The organism is Citrobacter enshiensis (genome assembly GCF_029338175.1).
Classification (GTDB): domain Bacteria; phylum Pseudomonadota; class Gammaproteobacteria; order Enterobacterales; family Enterobacteriaceae; genus Citrobacter_D; species Citrobacter_D enshiensis.
Genome location: NZ_CP119862.1, coordinates 4,705,565 through 4,730,579, shown reverse-complemented (window position 1 = coordinate 4,730,579; position 25,015 = coordinate 4,705,565). Strand labels below are relative to the sequence as shown.

30 protein-coding genes are annotated in these 25,015 nt (G+C 52.1%); 17 read left to right on the top strand and 13 right to left on the bottom strand.

The window, feature by feature from the left end:
- The first annotated feature begins 10 nt into the window (after positions 1-10).
- From P2W74_RS22510 to P2W74_RS22480, 7 genes are all read left to right on the top strand, one after another.
- Positions 11-325 (top strand): PTS sugar transporter subunit IIB, encoded by a 315-nt coding sequence (locus P2W74_RS22510; protein ID WP_276293307.1) that lies wholly within the window; start codon positions 11-13, stop codon positions 323-325.
- Positions 318-1,685, top strand: coding sequence for a PTS sugar transporter subunit IIC (locus P2W74_RS22505; RefSeq protein WP_276293306.1), 1,368 nt, complete (start codon positions 318-320; stop codon positions 1,683-1,685). Before P2W74_RS22510 ends, P2W74_RS22505 begins: the two co-directional genes overlap by 8 nt.
- Positions 1,672-2,514, top strand: a complete 843-nt coding sequence (locus tag P2W74_RS22500) for a class II fructose-bisphosphate aldolase (protein WP_276293305.1) — start codon at positions 1,672-1,674, stop codon at positions 2,512-2,514. The genes P2W74_RS22505 and P2W74_RS22500 overlap by 14 nt, the downstream gene beginning before the upstream one ends.
- A 59-nt stretch (positions 2,515-2,573) precedes the next feature.
- Positions 2,574-2,843 (top strand): hypothetical protein, encoded by a 270-nt coding sequence (locus P2W74_RS22495; RefSeq protein ID WP_276293303.1) that lies wholly within the window; start codon positions 2,574-2,576, stop codon positions 2,841-2,843.
- A gap of 32 nt (positions 2,844-2,875) precedes the next feature.
- Complete coding sequence (locus P2W74_RS22490; RefSeq protein ID WP_276293302.1) at positions 2,876-3,313, top strand: PTS sugar transporter subunit IIA; 438 nt, start codon at positions 2,876-2,878, stop codon at positions 3,311-3,313.
- Positions 3,310-3,870 (top strand): P-loop nucleotide/nucleoside kinase family protein, encoded by a 561-nt coding sequence (locus tag P2W74_RS22485; protein ID WP_276293301.1) that lies wholly within the window; start codon positions 3,310-3,312, stop codon positions 3,868-3,870. The genes P2W74_RS22490 and P2W74_RS22485 overlap by 4 nt, the downstream gene beginning before the upstream one ends.
- Positions 3,871-4,005: 135 nt before the next feature.
- Positions 4,006-5,058: a YiiG family protein gene (locus tag P2W74_RS22480; RefSeq protein ID WP_276293300.1), complete on the top strand. Its 1,053-nt coding sequence runs from the start codon at positions 4,006-4,008 to the stop codon at positions 5,056-5,058.
- Positions 5,059-5,099: 41 nt separating this feature from the next.
- Here the strand turns inward: P2W74_RS22480 and P2W74_RS22475 are convergent, their stop codons facing one another.
- Positions 5,100-5,423, bottom strand: coding sequence for an AzlD domain-containing protein (locus P2W74_RS22475; protein ID WP_276293299.1), 324 nt, complete (start codon positions 5,421-5,423; stop codon positions 5,100-5,102).
- Positions 5,423-6,082 carry an AzlC family ABC transporter permease gene (locus tag P2W74_RS22470; protein WP_276293298.1) on the bottom strand — a complete coding sequence of 220 codons (660 nt, stop codon included), beginning with the start codon at positions 6,080-6,082 and terminating at the stop codon, positions 5,423-5,425. Before P2W74_RS22470 ends, P2W74_RS22475 begins: the two co-directional genes overlap by 1 nt.
- Before the next feature lie 100 nt (positions 6,083-6,182).
- Here P2W74_RS22470 and P2W74_RS22465 point away from each other — a divergent pair, with 100 nt between their 5' ends.
- Both P2W74_RS22465 and P2W74_RS22460 read left to right on the top strand, forming a co-directional pair.
- Complete coding sequence (locus tag P2W74_RS22465) at positions 6,183-6,731, top strand: helix-turn-helix domain-containing protein (RefSeq protein WP_276293297.1); 549 nt, start codon at positions 6,183-6,185, stop codon at positions 6,729-6,731.
- Positions 6,732-7,076: 345 nt separating this feature from the next.
- Positions 7,077-8,468 carry a carbohydrate porin gene (locus P2W74_RS22460; protein ID WP_276293296.1) on the top strand — a complete coding sequence of 464 codons (1,392 nt, stop codon included), beginning with the start codon at positions 7,077-7,079 and terminating at the stop codon, positions 8,466-8,468.
- Between the two features lie 41 nt (positions 8,469-8,509).
- Here P2W74_RS22460 and rhaM read toward each other — a convergent pair whose 3' ends face one another.
- From rhaM to rhaB, 5 genes are all read right to left on the bottom strand, one after another.
- The gene (rhaM, locus tag P2W74_RS22455; protein ID WP_276293295.1) at positions 8,510-8,824 is read right to left on the bottom strand and encodes an L-rhamnose mutarotase; all 315 of its coding nucleotides are present in this window, start codon (positions 8,822-8,824) and stop codon (positions 8,510-8,512) included.
- Positions 8,821-9,969: a lactaldehyde reductase gene (gene fucO / locus P2W74_RS22450; protein WP_276293294.1), complete on the bottom strand. Its 1,149-nt coding sequence runs from the start codon at positions 9,967-9,969 to the stop codon at positions 8,821-8,823. The genes rhaM and fucO overlap by 4 nt, the downstream gene beginning before the upstream one ends.
- Before the next feature lie 70 nt (positions 9,970-10,039).
- Positions 10,040-10,864 carry a rhamnulose-1-phosphate aldolase gene (gene rhaD, locus P2W74_RS22445; protein WP_276293293.1) on the bottom strand — a complete coding sequence of 275 codons (825 nt, stop codon included), beginning with the start codon at positions 10,862-10,864 and terminating at the stop codon, positions 10,040-10,042.
- Positions 10,865-11,013: 149 nt separating this feature from the next.
- The gene (gene rhaA, locus P2W74_RS22440; RefSeq protein ID WP_276293292.1) at positions 11,014-12,273 is read right to left on the bottom strand and encodes an L-rhamnose isomerase; all 1,260 of its coding nucleotides are present in this window, start codon (positions 12,271-12,273) and stop codon (positions 11,014-11,016) included.
- Complete coding sequence (gene rhaB / locus P2W74_RS22435) at positions 12,270-13,739, bottom strand: rhamnulokinase (protein WP_276293291.1); 1,470 nt, start codon at positions 13,737-13,739, stop codon at positions 12,270-12,272. The genes rhaA and rhaB overlap by 4 nt, the downstream gene beginning before the upstream one ends.
- A gap of 303 nt (positions 13,740-14,042) precedes the next feature.
- Between rhaB and rhaS the strand changes: the two genes are divergently transcribed.
- Both rhaS and rhaR read left to right on the top strand, forming a co-directional pair.
- A complete protein-coding gene (rhaS, locus tag P2W74_RS22430) occupies positions 14,043-14,879 on the top strand; it encodes an HTH-type transcriptional activator RhaS (RefSeq protein WP_276293290.1) in 837 nt (278 codons plus the stop codon).
- An 88-nt stretch (positions 14,880-14,967) separates the two neighbouring features.
- Positions 14,968-15,816, top strand: a complete 849-nt coding sequence (gene rhaR, locus P2W74_RS22425) for an HTH-type transcriptional activator RhaR (protein WP_276293289.1) — start codon at positions 14,968-14,970, stop codon at positions 15,814-15,816.
- On the opposite strand, the gene rhaT is transcribed toward rhaR, so the two are convergent.
- Positions 15,813-16,847: an L-rhamnose/proton symporter RhaT gene (rhaT, locus tag P2W74_RS22420; protein WP_276293288.1), complete on the bottom strand. Its 1,035-nt coding sequence runs from the start codon at positions 16,845-16,847 to the stop codon at positions 15,813-15,815. The genes rhaR and rhaT overlap by 4 nt on opposite strands.
- Before the next feature lie 286 nt (positions 16,848-17,133).
- Here rhaT and sodA point away from each other — a divergent pair, with 286 nt between their 5' ends.
- A complete protein-coding gene (sodA, locus tag P2W74_RS22415) occupies positions 17,134-17,754 on the top strand; it encodes a superoxide dismutase [Mn] (protein ID WP_192613889.1) in 621 nt (206 codons plus the stop codon).
- Positions 17,755-17,799: 45 nt separating this feature from the next.
- Here the strand turns inward: sodA and P2W74_RS22410 are convergent, their stop codons facing one another.
- Positions 17,800-18,696: a dihydrodipicolinate synthase family protein gene (locus tag P2W74_RS22410; protein WP_276293287.1), complete on the bottom strand. Its 897-nt coding sequence runs from the start codon at positions 18,694-18,696 to the stop codon at positions 17,800-17,802.
- A 153-nt stretch (positions 18,697-18,849) separates the two neighbouring features.
- On the opposite strand from P2W74_RS22410, the gene yiiM reads away from it, so the two are divergent.
- Positions 18,850-19,524: a 6-hydroxyaminopurine reductase gene (yiiM, locus tag P2W74_RS22405; protein WP_276293286.1), complete on the top strand. Its 675-nt coding sequence runs from the start codon at positions 18,850-18,852 to the stop codon at positions 19,522-19,524.
- Between the two features lie 35 nt (positions 19,525-19,559).
- Here yiiM and cpxA read toward each other — a convergent pair whose 3' ends face one another.
- Together cpxA and cpxR are read right to left on the bottom strand one after the other, a co-directional pair.
- Positions 19,560-20,933, bottom strand: a complete 1,374-nt coding sequence (cpxA, locus tag P2W74_RS22400; protein WP_203359388.1) for an envelope stress sensor histidine kinase CpxA — start codon at positions 20,931-20,933, stop codon at positions 19,560-19,562.
- The gene (cpxR, locus tag P2W74_RS22395) at positions 20,930-21,628 is read right to left on the bottom strand and encodes an envelope stress response regulator transcription factor CpxR (protein WP_038635960.1); all 699 of its coding nucleotides are present in this window, start codon (positions 21,626-21,628) and stop codon (positions 20,930-20,932) included. Before cpxR ends, cpxA begins: the two co-directional genes overlap by 4 nt.
- 150 nt (positions 21,629-21,778) lie before the next feature.
- Between cpxR and cpxP the strand changes: the two genes are divergently transcribed.
- Positions 21,779-22,279 (top strand): cell-envelope stress modulator CpxP, encoded by a 501-nt coding sequence (cpxP, locus tag P2W74_RS22390; RefSeq protein WP_192613885.1) that lies wholly within the window; start codon positions 21,779-21,781, stop codon positions 22,277-22,279.
- A 190-nt stretch (positions 22,280-22,469) separates the two neighbouring features.
- Here the strand turns inward: cpxP and P2W74_RS22385 are convergent, their stop codons facing one another.
- A complete protein-coding gene (locus tag P2W74_RS22385; protein WP_276293285.1) occupies positions 22,470-23,450 on the bottom strand; it encodes a phage integrase in 981 nt (326 codons plus the stop codon).
- 142 nt (positions 23,451-23,592) lie between these two features.
- The gene (locus P2W74_RS22380; protein WP_276293284.1) at positions 23,593-23,886 is read right to left on the bottom strand and encodes a helix-turn-helix domain-containing protein; all 294 of its coding nucleotides are present in this window, start codon (positions 23,884-23,886) and stop codon (positions 23,593-23,595) included.
- Between the two features lie 161 nt (positions 23,887-24,047).
- Here P2W74_RS22380 and P2W74_RS22375 point away from each other — a divergent pair, with 161 nt between their 5' ends.
- The 3 genes from P2W74_RS22375 to P2W74_RS22365 are packed head-to-tail and all read left to right on the top strand — an operon-like array spanning position 24,048 to position 24,952.
- Entirely contained in the window at positions 24,048-24,320 is a 273-nt protein-coding gene (locus P2W74_RS22375) for a Cox family DNA-binding protein (protein WP_276293283.1), read from the top strand.
- Positions 24,317-24,547, top strand: a complete 231-nt coding sequence (locus tag P2W74_RS22370) for a phage filamentation protein Fil family protein (RefSeq protein WP_276293282.1) — start codon at positions 24,317-24,319, stop codon at positions 24,545-24,547. Before P2W74_RS22375 ends, P2W74_RS22370 begins: the two co-directional genes overlap by 4 nt.
- A gap of 15 nt (positions 24,548-24,562) precedes the next feature.
- Positions 24,563-24,952, top strand: a complete 390-nt coding sequence (locus P2W74_RS22365; RefSeq protein WP_276293281.1) for a hypothetical protein — start codon at positions 24,563-24,565, stop codon at positions 24,950-24,952.
- The last annotated feature ends 63 nt before the right edge of the window (positions 24,953-25,015 follow it).

Here is a 25,015-nt window from a genome sequence, read left to right as displayed (position 1 = left end):
GAGACCTTACATGCTGAAAATTCTTTGCGTATGTGGCTGCGGCCTCGGTTCAAGTTTTGCTATTGAAATGACGGCGAAAGCTGTTTTAAAGAAACTGGAAATTCCTGCCCATATTGAACATACCACGGTATCCGAAGCAGGAGCGTTTAAATCCGATATGATTCTGACGCAAAAAACCTTTGCTGACATCTTAACGGCAGATGCCAGTGAGGAAGAAATTAAACGGGTCGTGGTACTGAATAAGCTCACGGATAAAGACGAAATTGAAACCAAGATCGTCGCGTTTTTAAAAGAACGCAATCTAAAGGTAGCCCATTATGAATAGCTTCGTTGAGTTCATCGTAAAAGATTTGCTCGGTCAGGCATCGATATTAATCGCCTTTATCGCGATGTTCGGGCTGATTTTGCAAAAAAAATCGCCGGGGAAAACCGCTGAAGGAACGTTTAAAACGTTGCTTGGTTTTTTAATCATGATGGCCGGGATCAACATTATTGTCGCCACGCTGACCTTCCTGAACGATATCTTCACCCAGGGGTTTGGCATGAAAGGCTACATTACCGATGTGGCCGCCATCGCCGGGTTAGCCAACCGCGAGTTGGGATCGGAAGTGGCGTTAACATTGATGGTGATTTTTGCCGTCAATATTATTATCGCGCGTCTGACGCCGCTGAAATACATCTTCCTGACCGGACAGGCCTTGCTGTGGATGGCGACCATTGGCGCGGTAATTGGCTATAAATCGGGTCTCACCGGGCTTCCATTGATTTTGACCGGCGGGATTTTTGGTGGCGTGATGGCGGTACTGATGCCTGCGCTGGCGCAACCGGTGGTCAGACGCATCACCGGTTCGGATGATGTGGCATTGGGGCACTTTTGTACCATCGGTTACCTGGTGCAGGCCGCTGTTGCTAAAGTCGTGGGCAAAGGGTCTCGCTCCACGGAAGATCTCGAATTACCCGATAACTTCAAGTTCTTACAGGATACTTACCTCGCGATGGCGGTGGTGATGGTGCCGATGTACCTGATTCCGGCGTTGGCGGCGGGCCCGGAATATATCGCCCAGTTTTCTAACGGCATTAACTACCTGATGTATGCCTTCATGCAGTCCATTCAGTTTGTGGCCGGCGTCTTCGTGCTCTACAGCGGCGTGCGTTTATTGCTGAATGAGCTGGTTCCGGCGTTTCGCGGTATTGCCATGCGTATCGTCCCGGACGCAAAGCCAGCGCTGGATTGCCCGGTTCTATTCCCCTATGCACCCAACGCGGTGATTGTGGGATTCCTGGCTACGACCGTCGGCTCTATCATCGGCATGCTGGTCTTCCCGATGTTTGGTCTGGCGATGATTCTGCCGGGTCTGTTAACCAACTTCTTTGCCGGTGGTACGGCGGGTGTGTTCGGCAATGCGCTGGGCGGCCGTCGCGGGGCCATGATCGGTGGCGTGGTTCATGGTCTGTTTATCACTTTCCTGCCCGCTATTCTGGTGCCGATGCTTGAAACATACGGTTTTACCGGCGTCACGTTCAGCGATTCAGACGTCATCAGCTCTGGCCTCGTATTGGGTCACGCCTTCCAGAATAACTGGCTCTTCGTTGCATTGTTCATTGTTTTTGTTGCCGCACTGGCATGGTTCGTAAACGGTAAATCAGCTAAGCCAAAAGGGGAAAATGTTCATGAGTCTGTATAACTTCAACGAGATTCTTAAAATCGGCCAGGAAAGAAATTTCAAAGCGATTGGATCTTTTAATCTGCACTGTATTGAAATGCTGCCCGCCTTTTTCAAGGCTGCGCAAAAAACGAACAGCCCGTTAATGATTCAGATTTCGACCGGGACGGCTGAATATCTGGGCTATCGCCTGTTGGTGGATGCGGTTCGTTCGCTGGCGGAGAGTGAAAATGTCCCGACCTGTCTGCACCTGGATCACTGCTCTGATATCAGTGCGATCGAGACGGCGATGAACGCCGGATTTTCCTCGGTCATGTATGACGGCTCGCACCTGGGGCTGGAAGAGAATATCGGTAATACCCGCATCGTCGTGGAGATGGCGCGTCCGCGAAATATTACGGTTGAAGGCGAGCTTGGGGCCATCGGCGGGTCAGAGGATGGCAAAGCCGTTGCGGCAGAAGATATCTGCTTTACGACGGTAGAAGATGCCAAACGCTTTGTTGACGAAACGCAGGTTGACATGCTGGCGGTATCCGTTGGCACGGTACACGGCCTGTATACCGGGAAGGCGCAGATTCAGCATCAGCGGCTAAAAGAGATCAGCGTTGCGACCGGCGTTCCGCTGGTGTTACATGGTGGAACGGGCGTGAGCGACGATGATATGCGCCTGGCGGTCACTGAAGGCATTAATAAAGTGAATGTCGGCACGGAAATGAACGTGCAATGGGTCGACCAGTGTAAAAATACGTTTGAGAAAGGCAAAGTGAATGACAGCGTGCGCAAGTTTTTAATTCCTGCCAATAACGCTGTGGCTAATGTATTAATGGAAAAGATCGCTTTATTTAAATAATTCCGTTATTAATAAATTCTGTTTTGTTGCCCTGTCGTCCATCAGGGCGGGAGATCGCTATGTTTGAATCTTTGAAATCATTATGGAAGAAAGAAAAACACCCGCCAGAAGATTATGATGAACAATCCCGTGTCCTGGCGGGAGAGATCGTCAGGTTGGAAGGTGAACTTCAGGGCAATCCCGGTAATGGCGAAATACAAAAAGCATTAATATTGATATATAACCGGGCGTTATCTGTCTATGCCAAAAGCAAAACGCACCGGCAAGAGATTGATTCGCTTTTTGTACGTATAGATGAGTTGCGTAATGTTATTCGCCGAAATATTTAGAGCCTGGTTAATTAGACTCTTAGGGAGTAGTCATGACGATAAAAGAATTACTTATCGAGGCTGATGCGATTCAGGTTGGAGTATCGGAAACTGACTGGCAGAAAGTGATTCAACTGGCGGCCAGTCCATTGGTCGCTAAAGGGTATATTTCAGCGGAATATGGTCAGGCAGTGATTGATAATACCCTCAGTCACGGGGCGTATTATGTGTTTGATGAAGGCGTAGCCATTCCCCATGCACGGCCAGAGTGCGGGGTGAAGCGTAACTGTTTTAGCCTGGTGTTGCTGGATAAGCCCATTCAGTTTGCCGACAGTGAAGCCGCCGACATTGTCATTATGTTTGGTGCACAGGACAGTAATTCACATATTGAAGAGGGCATTCGCGCTATTGTCGCCTTACTTGATAACGATGAACGTATGGCGAAGCTACGGGCGGCAAATTCCAGAGAAGAGGTGGTCGCGCTGCTATGAAACGACATCTCGTGCCGGATTGTAAAACAGTCATCTTAATTAACGGGATCCCCGCTTCAGGTAAAAGCACGATCACCCGGCAGCTATCAGAAGCATTCAGCCTACCGCTGCTGACGATTGATGGTATCAAAGAGCCATTTATGGCGCGCTTTACTGATATCGACCGACCTTTTAATCGCCAGTTAGGCTGTGCGGCCTATGAAGTGATTTGGTCGATTATCGGACACTCTCCGGCAAGCGTCGTCTGGTTAGTGGATGCCTGGTTTGGTTTTCAGTCTCGTGAAACGTTACTGCGACTACTGCAGCAGGCGGGCGTTGAGAAGGTGGTAGAAGTGTGGAATCACATCACGCCCGAACTGGCGGTGACGCGTTACGCCATGCGGTTACAGGATCGTAAGCCGGGTCATCCTGGCGAGGAGTATTTGCCTGAGTTAGCTCTGCTTGCAGAGCACGCCGAACCGATGCGGTTGGGACCCGTGTTTACGGTTGACCAGCAACAACCGCTAGATATTAAGCCGGTAATCTCCTGGATCGATGCACAAATACGGAAAAAGTGAACGGCCGATCGTCATCATTATTTTTAAAAGCGCCCTGGTGGCGCTTTTTTTGTATCTGAATAATATCGCCATTACGGTATGATTCTTTTTCTGGATTGACACGCTGATACGTTAATTTTAATGGAAGGGATATCAATGAAAAGGGATTTATTGTCTACAGTAATAGGTTGTGCTTTATTATTGGCAGGAGTTGTCGGATGTGATGATAATAAAACAGCGGAAAGTGCGCCTGTATCTTCGACGGCTTCTGCAACTCCGGTTCCGGCTAACCCATCAACCTCTTCAAATGTCAGTAAAAATGAAGAAAAGAGTACGGATTCAGAAAGCATTGTTAGCGAAAAAATGCATGTTTACATTGAATGTTATAATGATATTGATGAAACTATTTACCGCAGTATTCAATCATACTCCACATGGTTAGCCGATCTAAAAAAGGGACCTACCGGTAAGGAGGAGTATGTCTACGGTATTTCTAAGATTACGGCTAATTTAGATAAGTGCCATGCCAATATATCTGAGGTTGCGGCATTAAAGCCAGAACTGGAGCCTATTGATAAAGCGGCTTTACCCTATATCAATTCATCAATTGATATAGTGAACGTAATAAATAAGATGAATAAATACTACGAGCAGCAAGACTATAAAGATGATGCTTTCGCAAAAGGCAAAGAGTTGCATACTCAGTTTATGCAGGCATTTTCGGCCTTCAAATCCACATCTGACACGTACTCCGAAGCTATCCATGAAATCAATGACAGACGTCAGGCGCAACTGCTTAAAAAGATTGAAGCGCAAGAAGGTAAATCTTTTGACTACTATGCGCTGTCGATCATGTTGACCAGCAAAAAGATTAATCAGGCAATTCAGTCCGATAAGCTGGATACAGATGCTACGATGAAACAGGTGCAGGACCTGGGCGAGCAAATTGAGCAACTGAAATCGAAGCAAGGCGAAGCCAAAAACGACTCACGGGATCGTAAGCCTCAGGCCTCAACGTTTATCGATGCAGCGGAAAAATATCTTCTGGATGCTAAAACGCGTGTCCGCCGCATCCGGGACAATACGCCTCTGACGACGGGGGAGAAGATGTTGATGGAAAATGCCCCGCAAATGGTTGATGGCACTTTTGAGAAGGTTATGGATAGCTATAACCAGATGGTGACGTGGTTTAATGCGATGGGCCGTTAATCCTGTAATATCAATATGTGAAAGCGCCCTTGGGCGCTTTTTTAGTTTATGCCCGCCAGTCTCAGCAATGCCGTGACCACGGCCGCTGCGATAATGACCGCAATCAATGGCATTTTGCGCCAGGCTAAAAATACGGCAAAGGCGACGCCCAACACGCGTGCCATTCCGGCAAAATGGTCGCTTTCATAAAAGGTGGTCGCCAACGCCACAGAAAACAGCAACACGGTGGCCGCGTCGGAGAGTAATGCCTGAGAACGCTCTGAAAGGGCTAAGCGACTCCCGAGTTTTGCTCCGCCCAGTCGCATCAGATAGGTGCCTGCCGACAGGATGGCGATACCGATAATAAACAGCGTCATGTTGCCCATTATTTTTTCCTCGTCAGTAAGCCAAGCAGGGAAAGCAGCACAGGCAGTCCCACGGGAGCAAAAGGAACGGCGGCGAGAGAGAGTGTCGCCCCGCTACAGGCGCGGACCAGCGTTGTACGATTCCTGAATGCCGGGACAACCAGCGCCAGTAAAATAGCCGGGAATACGGCATCCAGCCCGATGGTTTCCGGATCTGGCAGCATTTTGCCGACCACTGCACCGAGCAGTGTGCCCAGCGGCCATAAAATCGCCACACCCGCGCCGCACAGCCAGTAGGCCGCTTTACGCTGTTCCGGTGTTTTTTGCGACAGGCCAAAGACGACGCTTTCATCGTTCATAATATGACAACCGAGAAAGCTGGCCGCGCGTGTGCCCACCAGATCGCGGACCGTGACGCCAAACGGGATGTGCCTCGCATTCACCAATAAACCGGCTGCCGCTGCGGCCAGCGGGTTCCCCCCACTGGCGATGATCCCAATGAACATAAATTCGGATGCGCCAGCCAGCACGGTGATGGAGAGCACAAACGGCACCCAGAGAGGGAAACCGTAGGCCATCGCCAGCGAGCCGTAGGACATGCCGACAACCCCCACAGCCAGACAGACTAAAAATATCGCTTTGATCGTGTCTCCTTTGAGACAAGAGAGAAAGTGCTTCATGTTATTTAGCCATATCGAACGAATTTCCATTATAATGAACGCAACAGATTCGCATTACAAGACGAACGATTCGTTCGATATAAAAAACATGGAGTCGTGTATGACACAACCCATCAGCGTGATTGCCAAAAGCCTGGTGCGTGAGCGTCAACGTACAGGCTTGTCGCTGGCAGAAATCGCCCGGCGGGCAGGGATTGCAAAATCCACGCTTTCGCAACTGGAAGCGGGGAATGGTAATCCTAGCCTGGAAACGCTCTGGTCGCTCTGCGTGGCGCTGGATATTCCTTTTGCACGCTTACTTGAGCCCCAGGTACAAAAAACGCAGGTGCTCCGTCGCGGAGAAGGGACGAAAGTTGTGGCAGAACTGGCGCACTATCAGGCCATTTTGCTGGCAAGTTGTCCGCCCGGCGCACGGCGTGACATCTATCTGCTGTTGACGCAACCCGGTGCGGATCGTATTTCACATCCACATTCATCGGGGTCGATTGAGCACATTATTGTGACGAAGGGAAAAGCGCTGGTCGGTCTGACGGAAGCGGCAGAAGAGTTAAACGAGGGTGATTATATTTGTTACCCCGCCGATCAGGAGCATATTTTCAAAGCGCTGGAACCGGATACCCAGGCGATTCTGGTGGCTGAGCAAAATTAAGAGAGTGCCAAATAGTACAGGCGTGGTTTTAATCGAACCACGCTGATTTATCATTCATGATTATTTTTTTGCACAAACTATATTTATTTGTTTTTACGATATTTCGTTTATTTCGCCACTATTGTTATATTCCTCACGAACTGAAAAAACACTGCATTTACACTAAAAAATCAGCATGCTAATACTTATTAGCCCGTAGCAACTGAGCAAACGATTTTGAGTTATTTATATGATCGATTGCAGTTGTTGTTAAATATAAAAACAAAATACATTTTATTTTTATATTCATTACGCGTATTCCTGAAAAATACGAGGGTTATTCTTTACTTCAAGGAACGAGAATAAATGAAGAAATCGACGTTAGCGTTAGCCATCGGTTTATTATTAGTGGCAAATAATAGTATTGCTAAAACGCAAAAAATGACGCTGGAGCAACGCCTTGAGCAACTTGAATCCAGGCTGGAGGCCGCAGAAAACCGGGCGGCGAAAGCGGAAACTCAGCTCCAGCAATTACAGACGCAACAGACGAGCGAAATTCGTGAAATTAAAGCCGCGCAGGGAAATACGCCAGTAAATGGTCAAACGACTGCGGAAGAGACCAAAAAGAATGCTTCTGCACCTCATCTGCTGCTTTCCGGTTATGGCGATCTGAAAATCTACGGCGACGTGGAATTCAACATGGATGCGGAAAGTAATCATGGGCTGCTGGCCATGACCAATGCCAATATTGATCACGATCCGACCAACGAAAAGTGGAATATTAATGGCCGAATTTTGCTGGGCTTTGATGGCATGCGTAAGCTGGATAATGGCTATTATGCTGGATTCTCCGCCCAACCGTTGGGTGATCTATCAGGCTCGGTGAATATCGATGACTCGGTCTTCTTCTTTGGTAAAGAGAATGACTGGAAAGTGAAGGTTGGGCGCTTCGAAGCATATGATATGTTCCCACTCAATCAGGATACCTTTATTGAGCATTCGGGTAATACCGCCAACGATCTTTATGACGACGGCAGTGGCTATATCTACATGATGAAAGAGGGCCGTGGACGTTCTGATGCGGGCGGTAACTTCCTGGTCAGTAAACAGATCGATAACTGGTACTTTGAATTAAACACGCTGCTGGAAGACGGTACATCACTTTATAACGATGACGATTTCCATGGTCGCACAATGGAGCAGCAGAAAAACGTTGCCTATTTGCGTCCGGTAATCTCGTGGTCGCAGGGTGCATTCTCGGTTGCTGCGGCGATGGAATCGAACGTGGTCAATAACGCTTACGGCTACACCAACGGTGAAGGCAAGTTTGTCGATCAGTCAGACCGCACCGGTTACGGTCTGACAATGACGTGGAATGGACTCAAAACCGATGCGGATAACGGCGTGGTGGTGAACCTGAATACCGCGTATCTTGACGCCAGCGATGAACAAGATTTTACCGCCGGGCTGAATGCGCTGTGGAAACGCTTTGAGCTAGGTTATATCTATGCACATAACAAGATTGATGATTTTGAAGGGGTCGTGTGTGATGACGACTGCTGGATTAACAATGAAGGCACCTATGACATCCATACTATCCACGCTTCGTATCAGTTCGCCAACGTGATGGATATGCAAAACTTCAATATCTACCTCGGTCTGTATTACTCGATTCTGGATAGCGACGGCGATGGCATAAATGGCGACGACTCAGACGATCGCTATGGTGCCCGCGTTCGCTTTAAATACTATTTCTAACTGCAATGGCCCGGTGGCGTTTTCACCACCGGGCACACAACTCACGCCAGGTAAAACACCTCTTTTAACTCTGCACTCAACGGACTGTTGTCCGGGTGAGTCGGCATCACTTCACGCATGTGTTTCCACCAACGCTGGCAGACGTCGGTACTGGCAACCGCGTTCCAGCGCTCCTCTGACTCAATCTCGACGGTCGCGAACAGCAGGCTGCGTTCTTTATCGAGATAAATCGCGTAGTGATGCGCGCCGTGTGCTTTTAGCACTGCTTCCAGTTCCGGCCAGATGGGGTTATGACGACGCTGATACTCTTCGTGCGAGTCGGCATACACCTGCATCACAAAGGCTTTGCGGATCATAACGCCTCCAGATACAGCTCGCGGACGTCGTCGCGGCTGGCGGTACGCGGGTTACATGGCGCGCACGGATCGGCCAGGGCTTTGTCCAGCCAGCCTTCGATATCCTCTTTGGTCACGCCAAGCTGGCTGAAACCTGCCGGAATACCGACGCGCTTGCTCAATGCACGAATGGCGTTGATCGCTTCCATACTGGCCGCTTCATCACTCATATTGCGCGTGTCGACACCCATCGCCTGCGCCACGCGAGCAAAACGCGCAATGGCATTTGGGCGGTTAAAGTTTTCGATGATGGGCAGCAGAATGGCGTTGCAGACGCCGTGCGGCAGGTTGTGGGTGGCGCCCGGCTGGTGTGCTAGCGCGTGAACCAGACCAAGACCGGCGCTGTTGAACGCCATGCCCGCCAGATACTGGCCAAACGCCATTTGCTCACGCGCTTCGAGGTTATGACCCTCGTCTACCGCTTTCGGCAGCCATAGGGCGATCAGGCGGATGGCTTCCAGCGCGTTGGCGTCGGTGAGCGGGTGCGCGCCAATGGAGACATACGCTTCGATCGCATGCGTCAGCGCATCCATACCGGTTGCGGCCGTGACGGACGCCGGGATTTCCAGCATGACGCTGGCGTCATCGACGGCAATGTCCGGAATGATGTTCGGGTCGATGATGACCTCTTTGACCTGACGCGCAGAATCAATGATCACCGCGTTGCTGGTCATTTCTGCTGCGGTACCGGCAGTGGTATTAATCGCGACCAGCGGCACGCCTGCATTTTTCACTTTTCCGACGCCGGAATACGCCGTTGATGGGCCAGGGTTCGCCGTCAGAATTTTCACCGCTTTGGCGGTATCGATCGGACTGCCGCCGCCAAACGCGATGATGTAATCGCAGTTCGCGTCCTGGTATGCCGCATAGCCTTTTTGCACCAGCGCTTCGGTCGGGTTTGGGAACACCTCATCGAACAGATGGTAAGACATTTGATGCGCATCCAGTGCGGCAAACAGACTATCCAGCAGACCCAGTTTGACCAGTTGACCATCGGTGACGATCAGCGCTTTACCCCATTGCTTATTCGCCACGAGGTTAACCATATCGCCAATTGCCCCTGCGCCATGCAGACTGATTTTCGGAAGTGCCAACATAAAGCTCATGATTACTCTCCTTAAATTATAGCTGTATGTCCGGCGGCAGTGTCCGTGTCGCCGGGTGCGGGCGGTGCTATTACAGCGCCAGGGCGCTGGCCAGCGGGGTCACGCCAAAACGTTTACCGAGCGCAATCAGCTCTTCACGCGTGATCGTTTGTTTCATGCCACCCATCGAATAGATTTTGACTAAAACTTCAGCAGATTTCTCTGCGGTATCTATCAAACCGAACGCTTCGTCCAGGGTAGGGCCACTGCCGAATACGCCGTGGAACGGCCACAGTACCAGCGAATGTTTCTGCATTTCGACCGCAGTCGCCTGGCCGATCTCGTCGGTGCCCGGCACCATCCACGGCAGAATGCCGACGCCATCGGGGAAGACCACCAGACACTCGGTGCTACCTTCCCACAGCTGGCGGGTAATGACGTCGGTGCGGTTTTCCAGCACGTAGGTCAGGGCGATCAGGTTGGTGGCGTGGCAGTGCATGATCACGCGGTCTTTGCCGCCGGTGGCCTTGATGCGCTCGCAGTGGGAAAGGAAGTGCGCTGGCAATTCGGAGGTCGGCACCGCTTCGTGGGTTAAGCCCCACAGGATGTGATAGCCCGCGCCGTCGCTGTCGACTTTCACCACGCCGATGTTTGCCGTCGGGTCGAGTTGAACGTTGCGGAAGAATTTACCGGAGCCGGTCACGATAAACGGGGTGTTTGCCAGTAACGGCATCGGCTGACTCAGCGCGATATAGCGCGGTTCTGCGTGGAAATCGCCGGCAAATGGCGCAATATCCGCTTCATCCAGACGCAATGTCAGGTTGCCGCCGTTGCGCTCATCCCAGCCTTTCAGCCAGGCGTCAGAAGTGGCTTTGATCATCCCCTGGACGAACCAGGAATTCATAATGTTCTGCATGTTCGGTGTTCCTGTATATTTTGTTGCCCGAAATCGCTCGGGTCTTACGTAGGCCGGATAAGCACAGCGCCATCCGGCATTCGTGTTTTATTTATTGCCGGATGGCGACGCGATGCGTCTTATCCGGCCTACAGACCAATTGCGCTCAGTTAGCCGCGTTTGCTCAGAATATCTTTTTCGTACGCGCGCACGTTCTCCAGCCACTGGCTGCCCGCTGGCGTATCGTGACGCTGGCAATACATCTCCCACACGGCCTGCCACGGCAGGCATTTCTGCTCTTCAAGCAACGCCAGACGCGCGGTGTAATCGCCTTCGGCTTCCAGCTTACGCAGCTCGGCAGTGGGTTCCAGCAGGGCGCGCAGCAGCGCTTTCTTCATGTTGCGGGTGCCGATAACCCACGCGGCGATGCGGTTGATAGACGCGTCGAAGAAGTCGAGGCCGATGTGCACGCGATCGAACAGATCGTTGCGTACAATCTCGCTGGCGATCGCCTGCGTTTCATCGTCCAGCAGCACCACATGGTCGCTGTCCCAACGCACCGGACGGCTCACGTGCAGCAGCAGACGCGGTACATACAGCATGGCGGCGGAGATCTTGTCAGAGATCACTTCAGTCGGGTGGAAGTGGCCCGCATCCAGGCACAGCGCGGTCTGGCGGCTGGCGGCGTAGCCCATATAGAACTCATTGGAGCCGACGGTGTAGCTTTCTGCGCCAATACCGAACAGCTTGCTCTCAACGGCATCAATGTGATGCGCCGGGTCCAGTTTCTCGCTGATGACATCATCCAGCGCATTCAGCAGACGCTGACGTGGTGCCAGACGGTCAACAGTGATGTCTTTCATGCCATCCGGGATCCAGATGTTCATCACCGACGGGGTGCCCAGTTGCTCACCGAAATAGGCGGAGATGCGGCGGCTGGCCTTGCAGTGATCGATCCAGAACTGGCGAATTTTCGCATCCGGATGGGAAAGGGTGAAACCGTCAGCGCTCAGCGGATGTGAGAAGCAGGACGGGTTAAAATCGAGACCCAGTTGGTTGGCTTTCGCCCACTCCACCCAGTTTTTGAAGTGTTCTGGCTTGATCTGGTCACGAGAAACCGGCGTGTCGGATTCCAGATAGATCGCATGCAGATTCAGGCGCTTCGGCCCAGGGATCAGGCTCAGCGCCTGCTCCAGATCGGCACGTAATTCGGTCGCGTTACGCGCTTTGCCCGGGTAGTTACCCGTCGCCTGAATACCGCCGGTCAGGTTGCCTTCCGGGTTTTCAAAACCGGCGACGTCATCGCCCTGCCAGCAGTGCATAGAGACCGGCAGACGATCGAGCTGACGCAGGGTCTCTTCGACATCGATACCTACCGCAGCAAAACGCTGTTTCGCCAGGTCCCAGGCTTGTTCAAGTTGAGTGGTCATGCGCAAAGCTCCTTTGTCTGTCGTGTGGATTGAAACTGCGCAACATGGCGGGCAATTTCGCTATCAGGATGAGGAATAAAGGTGGTCAGGTCGTAGTTGGCGCTCACCACCTGACGGAAATCATCAACGTTGGTCAGTTCGTCCAGCGTCATGAGCTGGATACCGATGTTGCCGAGCGTGGACGCCTCTACGGGACCGGCCATCACACGGATACCGCAGGCGTCGGCGCACAGTTGGTTCAGTAATGCGTTCTGGCAACCGCCGCCGACGATATGCAGGCTGGTGAAGGCTTCACCGCGAAGGTCGGCCAGTTCCTGCAGGACGCGGGCGTACAGCAACGCCAGGCTGTCGAAAATGCAGCGGGCCAGTTCGGCGTCTTGCGTGGGCACCGGTTGACCGGTTTCACGACAGGCAGCCTGAATTTCCGCGCCCATATCGGCAGGGTTGATAAAGCGATCGTCATTAGGATTAATCACGAAACGGCAAGCGGGCAGCGCCTGCGTTTGCTCGATCAGCGCAGGCAGATCGGTAATCTGGCGTTCTTTCAGGACGCGCTGAAGCAGCCACAGTCCCATGATATTTTTCAGCACGCGGTAGCGACCTTCCGCGCCGCCCTCGTTGGTAATATTGGCGCTTAGCGCAACGTCATTGGTATAGGGCGTTCTGCTCTCGAAGCCCATCAGCGACCAGGTACCGGAAGAGAGGTAGGCACTGTTTTTTTCTGCCAGCGGAGAGGCAATCACCGCGCTGGCGGTATCGTGGCTGGCGACGGCAACGACCGGGATCTGATTCCCCTGCGGGCAAATCCAGTGGCCGATGACATTGCCCGGATGCGTTGGAGTACCAAACCAGGCTTGATCCGCTCCAGTCCACGCCAGCAGCGTTTCATCCCAGTCGTCGTTATGAATATTGACGAGTTGCGTGGTGGTGGCGTTGGTGTATTCCCAGTTCATTTTGCCCGTCAGGCAATAGGCAAAGTAATCAGGAATCAGCAGGGCGTGCGCCACCTGGGGGACCAGCTCCGGTTGTTGTTCAACCAGCGCGCGTAACTGATACAACGTGTTAAACGGCAAAAACTGAATACCGCTGCGGCGATAAATTTCCGCTTTCCCGAGTTGTTCCTGCGCCTGTTGCATCACGCCTGTGGTACGGCTGTCACGGTAGGAGACGGGCAGACCGACGCGCTGACCGTGTTTATCCAGCAGGACATAGTCCACGCCCCAGGTATCAATCCCGATGCTGTCAATGCGGATGCCTTCATCGCAGACTTTCTCCAGCCCAAGACGGATGGCCTCTTCCAGACTGTCGATATCCCAGGCGTCGAAGCCGTCTGTTTTTTGCAGGCAATTCACGAAACGGTGGATTTCACGCAACGTCAGGGTGCGGTGTGCGCTGTCGTAACGCGCCAGCATAACGCGTCCACTGGATGCGCCGAGATCGACAGCGACACAATGGCGAAAAGTCATAATGAGGTCCTTCCAGGAGTGATGGCAATGAGTCTAAGAACCCCGGGGAAAAGGTACCTTCTTGCTACTGACAGCCAAAATTAGCCGCTGGCAAGAAAGCAAAGATGAACGTGATGACGTTCACAGTTTCCAGTAATGAGCCTGTTTTTAGCTGATGTGACGGCGACCGCATTTAGCGAACTTTCCTGCCCTGTCTTGAAAAAATGACCGGATATGCGTGCTTTCGTGTCAAAACTTTAAGGTGAGGTGGCGACCCCTTAATTACTATTTCGGTCATGTTCCACTTCATGTCAGGAAGCCATCATGACCCTATTGCACAGCGTGGATTTTTTTCCGTCAGGTAAAGCCCCCATCGCCATTGAACCCCGGCTTCCTCAGTCTGCTTTTCCTGAACACCATCATGATTTTCATGAAATCGTGATCGTTGAACATGGCACGGGCATTCATGTGTTCAACGGACAGCCGTACACCATTAGCGGCGGCACCGTCTGTTTTGTTCGCGATCATGACCGACACATGTATGAACATACTGACAATCTGTGCCTGACCAATGTGCTCTATCGTTCGCCGGATGCGTTCCAGTTTCTGGCAGGGCTGAACCAGCTTTTACCGCAGGAACAGGATGGGCTGTATCCGTCCCACTGGCGGGTAAACCAGGGGGTGTTACAGCAGGTGCGCCAGTTGGTTGCTCAGCTGGAACAACCCGATGAAGAGATGGATACGCCAGCGATTGCCAACCGCGAAATCGTGTTTATGCAGTTGCTGGTATTGCTACGCAGAAGCAGTCTGATGGAAGGGGCGACGGATAATGATGCGCGGCTGAATCACCTGATGGCCTGGCTGGAAGATCACTTTGCCGAAGAGGTTTGCTGGGAAGCCGTGGCCGATCGGTTTTCGCTCTCATTACGCACCTTGCACCGTCAGTTGAAACAACAAACCGGGCTGACGCCGCAGCGCTATCTGAACCGGCTGCGTTTAATTAAAGCGCGTCATCTGCTACGCCACAGCGATGACAGTGTTACCGATATCGCCTATCGCTGCGGATTTGGCGACAGTAACCACTTTTCGACGCTTTTTCGCCGCGAATTTGACTGGTCGCCGCGTGATATCCGCCAGGGACGCGACGCATTGCTGCAATAACGCAGATGCTGAAGTATGACGAGTATATCAACGTTTTTTGCCGCCGCTTGACGCATAATATAATGTTGTTATTGGTTGGGGTGATGTGGTGGCAAATCAGCTCGTTCTTCATAAAGCCGACTTTTTTGCAAGCGACGCGCAGGCGGTTGCTGTCGCCGATCGCTATCCGCAAAATGTATTTGCGGAACACACCCATGATTTTTGTGAACTGGTGCTGGTCTGGCGTGGCAACGGTTTGCATGTGCTCAATGAACGCCCGTATCGCATTACGCGCGGCGACCTGTTCTATATTCGCGCCGAAGATAAACACTCCTACACGTCTGTTAACGATCTGGTATTACAGAACATCATCTACTGCCCGGAGCGGCTGAAGCTGAATCTGCAGTGGGAAGAGGCGATACCTGGATTTAACGGCACCCAATGGCAGCCGCACTGGCGTCTGACCAGCGCAGGTATGACTCAGGCGCGGCAGGTTATCAGCCAACTTGAGCATGAAAGTCAGCAGCGCTGCCCGTTGGCTAACGGTATGGCGGAGCTGCTGTTTGGGCAACTGGTGATGATCCTGAAACGCCATCGCTATGCCACGGATAATCTTCCTGCTACCTCAAGTGAAACGCTATTGGACAAACTGATTACTGCGCTGGCGGGCAGCCTGGAGCACCCGTTTGCGCTGGATGAATTTTGCGCCAGGGAAGCCTGCAGTGAACGCGTGTTGCGCCAGCAGTTTCGCGCCCAAACCGGCATGACCATCAACCAATATTTGCGCCAGATCCGCGTTTGCCACGCACAATATTTGCTCCAGCATAGCCGCCTGATGATCGGTGAGATTTCGATGCAATGTGGGTTTGAGGACAGTAACTATTTTTCAGTGGTGTTCACGCGGGAAACCGGGATGACGCCAAGCCAGTGGCGTCATCTCAGTCATCATAGCGACTAACTCGCCATTCCCATTCCGACAATATTGGCGGCGATGATAATCACCACGCAGCCCAGACTCAGCACACTCACAGGACGTCGACCGGCGTTTTTCCACTCTTTCAACACCAGCCCGACAATACCGCCGCACAGGACGTAGAAACTCATGTGCAGCATCCAGCTGATGTAGTCATACTGCGCCGGAATGCGTGCGTGGCCCCAGGCGTAGAAGAAGAACTGCAAATACCACATCAGACCGCCCAGCGCCGACAGCAGCACGTTGGTGATGATCAGGGATTTTGCCAGCGAGAAATCGGCTGTTATCGACAGATTTTTTACTTTTGCCAGACGAACGAAGCAGAAGCCCAGGTTGACCAGTGCGCCGCCACCCATGATCACCACGTAGCTGGGCAGGGCGACATACAGCGGGTCTACGCCGAGGGCGGCAGCGGCTTCATGCATCGGTTTGGCGGCGTTCATCGCGAAGGACATTCCGGCAGAGAAGATCCCGCACATTACCGCCAGCAGCAGACCTTTTTTCAGGTTGAACTCTTCGGCTTTGATGCCCATTTTACGCTCTTTCAACTGCCCGGCACGGGTCACAATCCCCACGCCGATCAGCGCCACCAACACGCCAAGCAGCGTCATGCGTCCGCCTTCCGTGTTGATCAGGACATCGAAGTTACCGTTGAGAATGGGCGTCATCAGCGTACCGACAATCAGCGTAATGCCAATCGCGATACCAATCCCCATCGACATACCGAGGTAGCGCATGGTCAGACCGTAGTTAATATTGCCGATACCCCACATGGCGCCAAACAGGAAAACAGGTAATAAAGTAGAAAGGTTAAAAGAGCTGTAGTAGGCCCAAAAATCGGGCAGCAGCAGGGCGCTGATGGTCCACGGCAGGATAATCCAGGAGACAATCCCGCCAACCGACCACATCGTTTCCCATGACCACTGTTTTACTTGCTTAAACGGGGCATAGAAACAGGCTGCACTGGCCGCACCTATCAAATGCCAAAAAATACCCATCGTAATCGCGTTACTCATAACGTCATCCTCATCGTTTTTATTGTCGCGTTACCCCTTCGACGTGATGAGTGTAAAAATTGCGCAGTTTCTTAACCTTCTTCCCGTTGCCGCTTTTTTGTTCTTTTTGGCAATAGGCGCGTTAAGCGGGTGATTTAGTTCACATCTTTGGTATGTGGGCGAGAGGTTATACCCTTATGAAAAGTACGGCATTGATAATCATTTTCAATATCATTTAATTAACTATAATGAACCAACTGCTTACGCGGCATTAACACCCAGCCGCTCGATAATAATGGAGATGATTATGAGTTATACCCTGCCATCCCTGCCGTACGCTTACGATGCACTGGAACCGCACTTCGATAAGCAGACGATGGAAATTCACCACACCAAACACCATCAAGCCTATGTCAACAATGCCAATGCGGCGCTGGAAAGCCTGCCAGAATTCGCTGGCCTGTCTGCCGAAGAGCTGATTGCAAAACTGGATCAACTGCCAGCGGACAAGAAAACCGTACTGCGTAACAACGCGGGCGGTCACGCTAACCACAGCCTGTTCTGGAAAGGCCTGAAAATCGGCACCACCCTGCAGGGCGACCTGAAAGCCGCTATCGAGCGTGACTTCGGTTCCGTTGATAACTTCAAAGCTGAGTTTGAGAAAGCGGCGGCTACCCGCTTTGGTTCTGGCTGGGCATGGCTGGTGCTGAAAGGCGACAAACTGGCTGTAGTGTCTACCGCAAACCAGGATTCCCCGCTGATGGGCGAAGCTGTCTCTGGCGCGTCTGGCTTCCCGATCGTCGGTCTGGACGTGTGGGAACACGCTTACTACCTGAAATTCCAGAACCGCCGTCCGGACTACATTAAAGAGTTCTGGAACGTGGTGAACTGGGACGAAGCTGCAGCGCGTTTCGCCGCGAAAAAATAAGTCTGATTGTTGCCTGATGGCGGTAACGCCATCAGGCTGCATGACTCAACCTTTTGTCAAAAACACCTCGTCAATCGTTCGACATTCATTCTCGCTCAGCTCACCGCCTGCATTGCGCGAAACCCCGGTGCAATAACCAAATTTACGCGATACCACGGTTTTAATCGTGGTGACAAAATCTTCACCGATCGCGTAAATGGACATATAGGTACCGATCTTGTCTTGAATTTCACGTAACGCGTGCAAATCGCCCTGTTTAAACGCCTCGCGCGCGTTGACAAAAAGCTCAGGCATCACGTTGTTTAATCCGGAAATGATCCCTGCGCCTCCCGCCATCAGGTTAGGGATGTAATACTCGTCATAGCCGGAGAGTACGGCAAAGTCATCACGCACGGCACGGGTGGTCTGAATCATGCTGCGGGTGTGGGACTGGCAATCGACGGTATCCTTAATACCGGCAAAATTGGGGAACTCGGAGGCGAGAGTCGCTACCATGTCAGGGGTTAAATCACAGCCGGTGCGTGCCGGGAAATTGTAGGCAAACCATTTTCCGCGCAATGCGCCGCCAAGCTTGCGGAAATAGCTCAGGAGCTGTTTTGCTGTTTGTCCGTAATAGTACGGCGGCAATACCATCACCGCATCGTAACCCACTTTGTCGGCTTCCTGCGCCATCTGTAAAACGTCGTTCATACAGGTGGAGGAGACGTTGGCGACCATCTTCAGCGAGCTCATTGCTCTGGCTTCCCGGATCAGCATCAGCCGTTCTTCGAGGCTAAAAGAGGCAAATTCGCCGATGCTGCCCATCAGCAAAATAACATCGATTTTGGCGTCGGTAAGGCGCTTGAGATGATGCTTCAGACCGGAGAGATCGACGTTTCCATCATTATCCATCGGCGTAATGGAGGGACACCAGACACCAGCAAATTGCGATTGTACTGTCACGTTGTTGACTCCTTGTTATGAAATGGCGTTTTAAAATCATCCTAATTGATAGCATGTCTGGCCATTCATCGTGTGAATCCGGCTCTCATTTTGAGCGGCTGAGGTAAAATAAATATGCTCTAATGAGGATTATTTATTGGGGAGAGGGGACAGATGCGATATCCAGTCGAGGTGTTTACAGGCAAGGTTCTGGACTATACGGGAAGCCGTCCCAGCGCCATTGCGAAGATCCAGGTCGATGGCGAACTGATGCTGACGGAGCTGGGTCTGGCGGGCGATGAGCAGGCGGAGGCGAAAATCCACGGTGGGCCCGATCGCGCACTGTGCCATTATCCGCGAGAGCATTACCTGCACTGGGCTCGGGAATTCCCGGAGCAGGCGGATCGGTTTGTCGCGCCCGCGTTTGGTGAAAACCTCTCAACCGACGGTCTGACTGAACAGAATGTCTATATTGGCGATATCTTCCAGTGGGGAGAGACGCTGATTCAGGTGACGCAACCGCGTTCGCCCTGCTTCAAATTAAACTACCATTTCGGCATCAGTGACATGGCGAGCCAGATGCAAAACGCCGGTAAAACGGGTTGGTTGTACAGCGTCATCGCTGCCGGGAAAGTCTCGGCGGATGCGCCGCTGGTTCTGGTGTCGCGCGTCAGTGATGTCACGGTACAGGAGGCGATCGCCATCGCCTGGCATATGCCGTTTGATGATGCTCAGTATCACCGTTTGTTGTCGGCGGCAGGATTATCAAAAAGCTGGACCAGAACGATGCAGAAGCGGCGCTTGAGCGGAAAGTTCGAAGATTATTCGCGTCGTTTGTGGGGAAAATAAAAAATTGTGCGCCGGGTAGATGCCCGGCGCCACAATTAAGCGCGTTTATACAACGGTAGCCAGATCACCAGGCGTAAACCACCCAGCGGGCTGTCTTCCGCTTTGACCCAGCCACGATGTTGCTGAATGGCGGTTTCAACGATCGCCAGACCCAGGCCGGTACCGCCGGATTCGCGATCGCGCGCCTCGTCGGTACGGTAGAACGGTCGGAAAATCTGTTCCCGGTCTTCAGGACTGACGCCCGGACCATCGTCGTCCACGGTAATCGTGATCCCGTCTTTGTCCACCGCGAAGCCGACTTCAATCTTCGTGTGTGAATAGCGTAGGGCGTTACGGACAATATTCTCCAGCGCGCTTTCCAGGGCATTCGGGTTGCCATAGAGCGGCCACGGTCCCGGCGGGAAATTCACCGTCAACGATTTACCCATCTGCTCGGCTTCGAAGGCGGCGTTATCCAGCACATCGCCCCACAGATGATTGGCTTTCATCGTTTCGCTGACCAGCGCGTTTTTCTGCTGATTGCGCGACATCACTAACAGGTCGTTGATCATGCTGTCGAGTCGGTGCGCTTCGGTTTCAATACGCTCCAGCTCTTTACTCTCGCCGCTACGGCGACGCAGCAGGGCTGTGCCGAGCTGCAGACGTGTCAGCGGAGTTCTCAGTTCGTGAGAGATGTCCGACAGCAGACGCTGTTGCGTGGTCATCATCCGCTCAAGCGCGGTCACCATTTGGTTAAAGCTGGCGCCTGCCGCGTGAAATTCCTGCGGACCTGCTTCCAGTTCCGGATGTTGTCGTAAGTTCCCCTGCGCCACTTCATCCGCCGCGTTTTTGAGCTTACGCGCCGGTTTTGCCAGGCTCCAGGCCAGCCAGAGAAGCAGTGGAGTGCTGACCAGCATCGTCACAATCAGCAATAGCAGAGGACGATCAAACAGCAGATTAATAAAATCGGATTGCGAACTGCTGGCCGGGCGGATCAGATAGAGTTGGTAGTTATCTTCGCCATCCCTGACGGAGAACGGTCCCACCATCTCAACGCGGCCATACTTTTTCTTCTGCGGATGATCGGCGTTATCCGCCTGACCAATAAAGTTACGAATGATCTGCATTTCGTTGCGTTCTGCGCCGATCACGCGTCCTTCTGTAGTGACAAGCAATAACCGCTGTCCAGGCGGCGCCCACTTGTCAATCGCCCGGAACAAGCGACGCCACCACATCAGGTCGTTGGGTGGATCGTTCGCGAGTTCAGCTTCAACGTGTTGCTCAATCATCAACCCCTGGCGCTGTTCGCTGTCCAGTAGCTCGGTCATCTGGCGTGAGTCGAGCTTGGGTAACATCAAAACCAACATTAACACCAGTGCCAGCGTCAACCAGAAGATAGCAAAGATGCGCGCGGTAAGGCTCCCTATCATGAAGCGGAGACCATCAGATAGCCGCGGCCACGCAGGGTTTTAAACCACGGATGCCCATCTTTACGTTCCGGCAGCTTACGGCGCAGGTTCGAGATGTGCATATCAATCGCACGGTCAAACGGCGTCAGGCGTTTGCCCAGCACTTCCTGGCTTAAATGTTCACGCGAAACCACCTGGCCGAGATGCTGAGCCAGCAAATAGAGCAGGGTGAATTCGGTGCCGGTTAACTCCAGGGTTTGACCATCAAAGCTGGCTTCCTGGCGGCCTGGATTGAGACTTAATGCATCCACTTCCAGCGTTGGCGAGCCGTTGTCGCTGCTTTGCTGTTGTTCGCTCCAGTGAGAGCGGCGCAGGATAGCGCGGATGCGTGCGACCAGTTCGCGGTCGTTAAACGGCTTGGGTAAATAGTCGTCCGCGCCCAGCTCGAGACCCAGTACGCGATCCAGTTCGCTGCCGCGCGCGGTCAGCATGATTACGGGGGTTTGGTGTGTCTGGCGAAGCGCTTTCAATGTATCGATACCGTTTTTCTTCGGCATCATGACATCGAGCAAAAGTAAATCAATACTGTCGTCCAGAAGTTCAAGCGCCTGCTCCCCGTCATGGGCAACCAGCACATCGAAGCCTTCCATTTCGAGCAGCTCCTTTAACAGGGAAGTCAGCTCTCGGTCATCATCAACTAACAGGATTTTATTCATTATTTAAATACCTCCGAGGCAGAAATTACGTCATCAGGAGTCGCTAATCCATGACTTTACGTTGTTTTACACCCCCTGACGCATGTTTGCAGCCCGAATCGTAAACTGTCTCTCGTTGAATCGCGACAGAAAAGATTTTGGGAGCAAGTGATGCGCAAAGTTACCGCTGCCGTCATGGCCTCAACGCTGGCACTCAGTTCTTTAAGCCACGCTGCTGAAGTCGTTACAGGCGATAACTGGCACCAGGGCGAAGGGCCTACGCAGCGCAGTACGCAGAGCCATATGTTTGACGGCATAAGTTTAACCGAACATCAGCGTCAACAGATGAGAGATCTGATGCAGCAGGCAAGACACGAACAGCCTCCTGTTAATGTTAGCGAAGTGGAGACAATGCATCGCCTTGTCACCGCAGAAAAATTTGATGAAAGCGCTGTGCGCGCTCAGGCAGAAAAAATGGCACAAGAACAGGTTGCCCGCCAGGTCGAAATGGCCAGGGTTCGCAACCAGATGTATCGCCTGTTAACGCCGGAGCAGCAAGCGGTTTTAAATGAGAAACATCAGCAACGAATGGAGCAGTTGCGCGACGTGGCGCAATGGCAAAAAGGTTCATCGTTGAATTTATTGAGTAGTAGCAACTCACGTTCCCAGTAACAAACCCTGTTTTCCTTGCCATAGACACCATCCCTGTCTTCCCCCCACATGATGTGGGGGTTTTTTTTATCAGTAACTTACATCCAACTCTATGTAAAAACAGCTAATTACAAAAAGCTGGAACCGTCCTGAACCGTTTTAAATTTCCCTGAGTGTGGACGCAATGTGGACACTCCGGGCCATTTGTATCTTACAACTTAGTACCACCGGCAAGCGGATTCAATGCGACAGCATTTTGCAGATAGTCCGGCGACAAGTGCGCGTAAACCATTGTTTGCTGAATGCTCGCGTGACCCAGTATTTGCTGAAGGGCAATTATGTTTCCCCCGTTCATCATAAAATGACTGGCGAAGGTGTGGCGTAAGATATGCGTCGCCTGGTTGGGCGGAATGTCGGGTTTGACCATACGCAGTATCTTGCAAAACTTTTCATAATCAACCTTGAAGAGCTTCCCGTTGGCTTTCTCTTTGATCAACTTTTCAAGTTCTTTCGAGATCGGGACCGTGCGTTTCTTACCGTTTTTCGTCTTCAGGAACGTGACGCGACAGTTAACAATTTGCGACGGCTTCAACGTGGCAATTTCCGTCCATCTTCCCCCTGTGCTAATTCCCAGCAATGCAACTAGCAAATCATCACCGGTAACAGCATTCAGCAGGTTTGCGATCTCTTGCTTCTCCAGGAACGTCATTTCCGGGTTGGTTTCTGCCAGCGGTGGCAGCCCATGCACCGGGTGAGCCCCGACAAACTCTTCCAGTTGGATCAGCTTTGTGAACATGCCGGAAAAACGGTACATATCGCGATTGATTGTTGATGCGCTAATCCCGTCGCGAAGCCGGGAGGAACGATAATCCATCAATAATCTTTTGTTCATTCTGCTGATCGGGATGTCGCCCAAGCTGGTGATCGTCTTCAGAAGGTGGTTAAACTCCTTCTGTCCATGTTCATGGTTTTGGCCGTGATACTTCCACCAAACGTCCAACAACTCTTTTAGGGTGCGCCGGTCTGCCCGTTGGCCTACCCATTCTTTGGTGTTGGCGTTCGCCAGCGTGTAACGTTCAAAGGCAACCGCTTCAGCCTTTCTTTCAAACTTCCGACGAATGCGACTTCCTTCGCGTCCGCGCGGTCTGATGTCCACTTCATAACGACCATCATCGAGTCTTTTAATTGTCATAAGACCCTCCGATAATTCGCTAGGTTTTTAGTTCTGCTTTTTGATTTCTTACTGGTTTTATTAACTGTATTTTTTCTTGAGTGCTGGTTATATCTATCGACTAGTAAACAAGATTTGAAATAAATGTATGAATAATTGATCGTTAGCCAGTTTTGCGGTCTGAGGGGGACAAGTTTGTGTCGTCTTGCCCACAGTGTGCGACGGCCGGGCTAATCTGTCCGGCTTCAGGTGCTGTTTCGTCTGTCATTAGCCAGAGTGTGTATTTTTTAAATGGGGCGGCGTTAACAACCTGCTTCACGATTTGTAAGCCTGGTTCTTTATGACCCCCCTCGTAATTCTTAAGCGAGCTAAGTGCTACCCCACTGATTTCACAAAATTTCGCTTGCGTTAGCCCTTCAGCTTTTCTGATGGCTCGTAGTTTCTCAGATGTTTTCATTTGACATGGTTCCCCTATGGAGACTATATTTGCCCCCGAAAGGTACTCAATCGGAAACCTTTTGGGGCGTGAGTCCAGCGACTCAGGAAGCATCCTGAACCGTTTTAAAGCAGCTGGATCCTACAAGGTTAGCATGTAACCAAATGAGAAAGGAGAGTGTTGTGGACACGAGTGATTACGTAATCCAGTACCCGCTGGATGCGGTACACCCTGATAAATTCGCGGAATTGTTGGGGAAACCTCGTACTGCCGTACAAACCATGATTGAAAAAAACAAACTGCCGGTCATAGAGTTTCGCGATCCGACAAAACCAAAAGCCCGCGTTGGTGAAAAGCTGGTCTTTGTACCTGAGTTCAATCGGGGCGTCCGTGAAGCGTTTTATAACCGCCCGGTTGAACAGCGCGACGCGTGGCTCTTATGGATGGGGTTATGATTATGACGACCCTGACAACTAGCCCTTCTTTCGCAAGCCTGTTAACCAAAAGCCAGCAGATAACACATCGCGCCCACACCCGCGGCTGGATTGAAACCCCGGACGGGCGCTTCTTCCAGCCAAAGGCTGCCGACGTGCAATTCATCAAGCACTCACGTTTGCCGTTTATGTCTCGTTCGCGCAATACGCGTCGCTGGTTTGCCCGCCTTATGGGCATCTTCGCTTAATTTTGGGAGGTGGTTATGTTCACGGATAAAACCGGACAGCAACCAGGACGCCGCAGCTTTCTGGAGCAACGCGCCCGACTGCAAGCCAGTTTGAATGCTGACCGCGCGAATGACACAGCAACCCGCTTCAATCGCCTGGATGAAACTCGCAAAAAAGTGGTTTTCATCCTGGCGAATGATGCCGCCAGTCGCGTGGCCGGTTTACCACAACTGACCCGCCGTCACCTGAATTTAGCCTATGCAGATCTGAGCGAAGCGGAGCAAACCTGCCTGATGATGGGTATTAAGCGCCTTTCAGAGTTCGCGGCATCAATGCCGTGGGAATTTGAAGATTACGCCGCGCCGCGCGCCGAAATTCAGGCGATACGCGATAAGCCCCCCACGCCAGATAACGCAGTCAATTAACAACTAACTACCTACAAAAAAGAAACAGGCGCTAACGCGTCGGGGTTCTTGCGCCCTGGAGAA

What these genes read in the sequence shown, in the direction of transcription:
- P2W74_RS22510 (WP_276293307.1), top strand. Translation starts at nt 11, where the DNA reads ATGCTGAAAATTCTTTGCGTATGTGGCTGCGGCCTCGGTTCAAGTTTT.
- P2W74_RS22505 (WP_276293306.1), top strand. Translation starts at nt 318, where the DNA reads ATGAATAGCTTCGTTGAGTTCATCGTAAAAGATTTGCTCGGTCAGGCA.
- P2W74_RS22500 (WP_276293305.1), top strand. Translation starts at nt 1,672, where the DNA reads ATGAGTCTGTATAACTTCAACGAGATTCTTAAAATCGGCCAGGAAAGA.
- P2W74_RS22495 (WP_276293303.1), top strand. Translation starts at nt 2,574, where the DNA reads ATGTTTGAATCTTTGAAATCATTATGGAAGAAAGAAAAACACCCGCCA.
- P2W74_RS22490 (WP_276293302.1), top strand. Translation starts at nt 2,876, where the DNA reads ATGACGATAAAAGAATTACTTATCGAGGCTGATGCGATTCAGGTTGGA.
- P2W74_RS22485 (WP_276293301.1), top strand. Translation starts at nt 3,310, where the DNA reads ATGAAACGACATCTCGTGCCGGATTGTAAAACAGTCATCTTAATTAAC.
- P2W74_RS22480 (WP_276293300.1), top strand. Translation starts at nt 4,006, where the DNA reads ATGAAAAGGGATTTATTGTCTACAGTAATAGGTTGTGCTTTATTATTG.
- P2W74_RS22475 (WP_276293299.1), bottom strand. Translation starts at nt 5,423, where the DNA reads ATGGGCAACATGACGCTGTTTATTATCGGTATCGCCATCCTGTCGGCA.
- P2W74_RS22470 (WP_276293298.1), bottom strand. Translation starts at nt 6,082, where the DNA reads ATGAAGCACTTTCTCTCTTGTCTCAAAGGAGACACGATCAAAGCGATA.
- P2W74_RS22465 (WP_276293297.1), top strand. Translation starts at nt 6,183, where the DNA reads ATGACACAACCCATCAGCGTGATTGCCAAAAGCCTGGTGCGTGAGCGT.
- P2W74_RS22460 (WP_276293296.1), top strand. Translation starts at nt 7,077, where the DNA reads ATGAAGAAATCGACGTTAGCGTTAGCCATCGGTTTATTATTAGTGGCA.
- rhaM (WP_276293295.1), bottom strand. Translation starts at nt 8,824, where the DNA reads ATGATCCGCAAAGCCTTTGTGATGCAGGTGTATGCCGACTCGCACGAA.
- fucO (WP_276293294.1), bottom strand. Translation starts at nt 9,969, where the DNA reads ATGAGCTTTATGTTGGCACTTCCGAAAATCAGTCTGCATGGCGCAGGG.
- rhaD (WP_276293293.1), bottom strand. Translation starts at nt 10,864, where the DNA reads ATGCAGAACATTATGAATTCCTGGTTCGTCCAGGGGATGATCAAAGCC.
- rhaA (WP_276293292.1), bottom strand. Translation starts at nt 12,273, where the DNA reads ATGACCACTCAACTTGAACAAGCCTGGGACCTGGCGAAACAGCGTTTT.
- rhaB (WP_276293291.1), bottom strand. Translation starts at nt 13,739, where the DNA reads ATGACTTTTCGCCATTGTGTCGCTGTCGATCTCGGCGCATCCAGTGGA.
- rhaS (WP_276293290.1), top strand. Translation starts at nt 14,043, where the DNA reads ATGACCCTATTGCACAGCGTGGATTTTTTTCCGTCAGGTAAAGCCCCC.
- rhaT (WP_276293288.1), bottom strand. Translation starts at nt 16,847, where the DNA reads ATGAGTAACGCGATTACGATGGGTATTTTTTGGCATTTGATAGGTGCG.
- sodA (WP_192613889.1), top strand. Translation starts at nt 17,134, where the DNA reads ATGAGTTATACCCTGCCATCCCTGCCGTACGCTTACGATGCACTGGAA.
- yiiM (WP_276293286.1), top strand. Translation starts at nt 18,850, where the DNA reads ATGCGATATCCAGTCGAGGTGTTTACAGGCAAGGTTCTGGACTATACG.
- cpxA (WP_203359388.1), bottom strand. Translation starts at nt 20,933, where the DNA reads ATGATAGGGAGCCTTACCGCGCGCATCTTTGCTATCTTCTGGTTGACG.
- cpxR (WP_038635960.1), bottom strand. Translation starts at nt 21,628, where the DNA reads ATGAATAAAATCCTGTTAGTTGATGATGACCGAGAGCTGACTTCCCTG.
- cpxP (WP_192613885.1), top strand. Translation starts at nt 21,779, where the DNA reads ATGCGCAAAGTTACCGCTGCCGTCATGGCCTCAACGCTGGCACTCAGT.
- P2W74_RS22385 (WP_276293285.1), bottom strand. Translation starts at nt 23,450, where the DNA reads ATGACAATTAAAAGACTCGATGATGGTCGTTATGAAGTGGACATCAGA.
- P2W74_RS22380 (WP_276293284.1), bottom strand. Translation starts at nt 23,886, where the DNA reads ATGAAAACATCTGAGAAACTACGAGCCATCAGAAAAGCTGAAGGGCTA.
- P2W74_RS22370 (WP_276293282.1), top strand. Translation starts at nt 24,317, where the DNA reads ATGATTATGACGACCCTGACAACTAGCCCTTCTTTCGCAAGCCTGTTA.
- P2W74_RS22365 (WP_276293281.1), top strand. Translation starts at nt 24,563, where the DNA reads ATGTTCACGGATAAAACCGGACAGCAACCAGGACGCCGCAGCTTTCTG.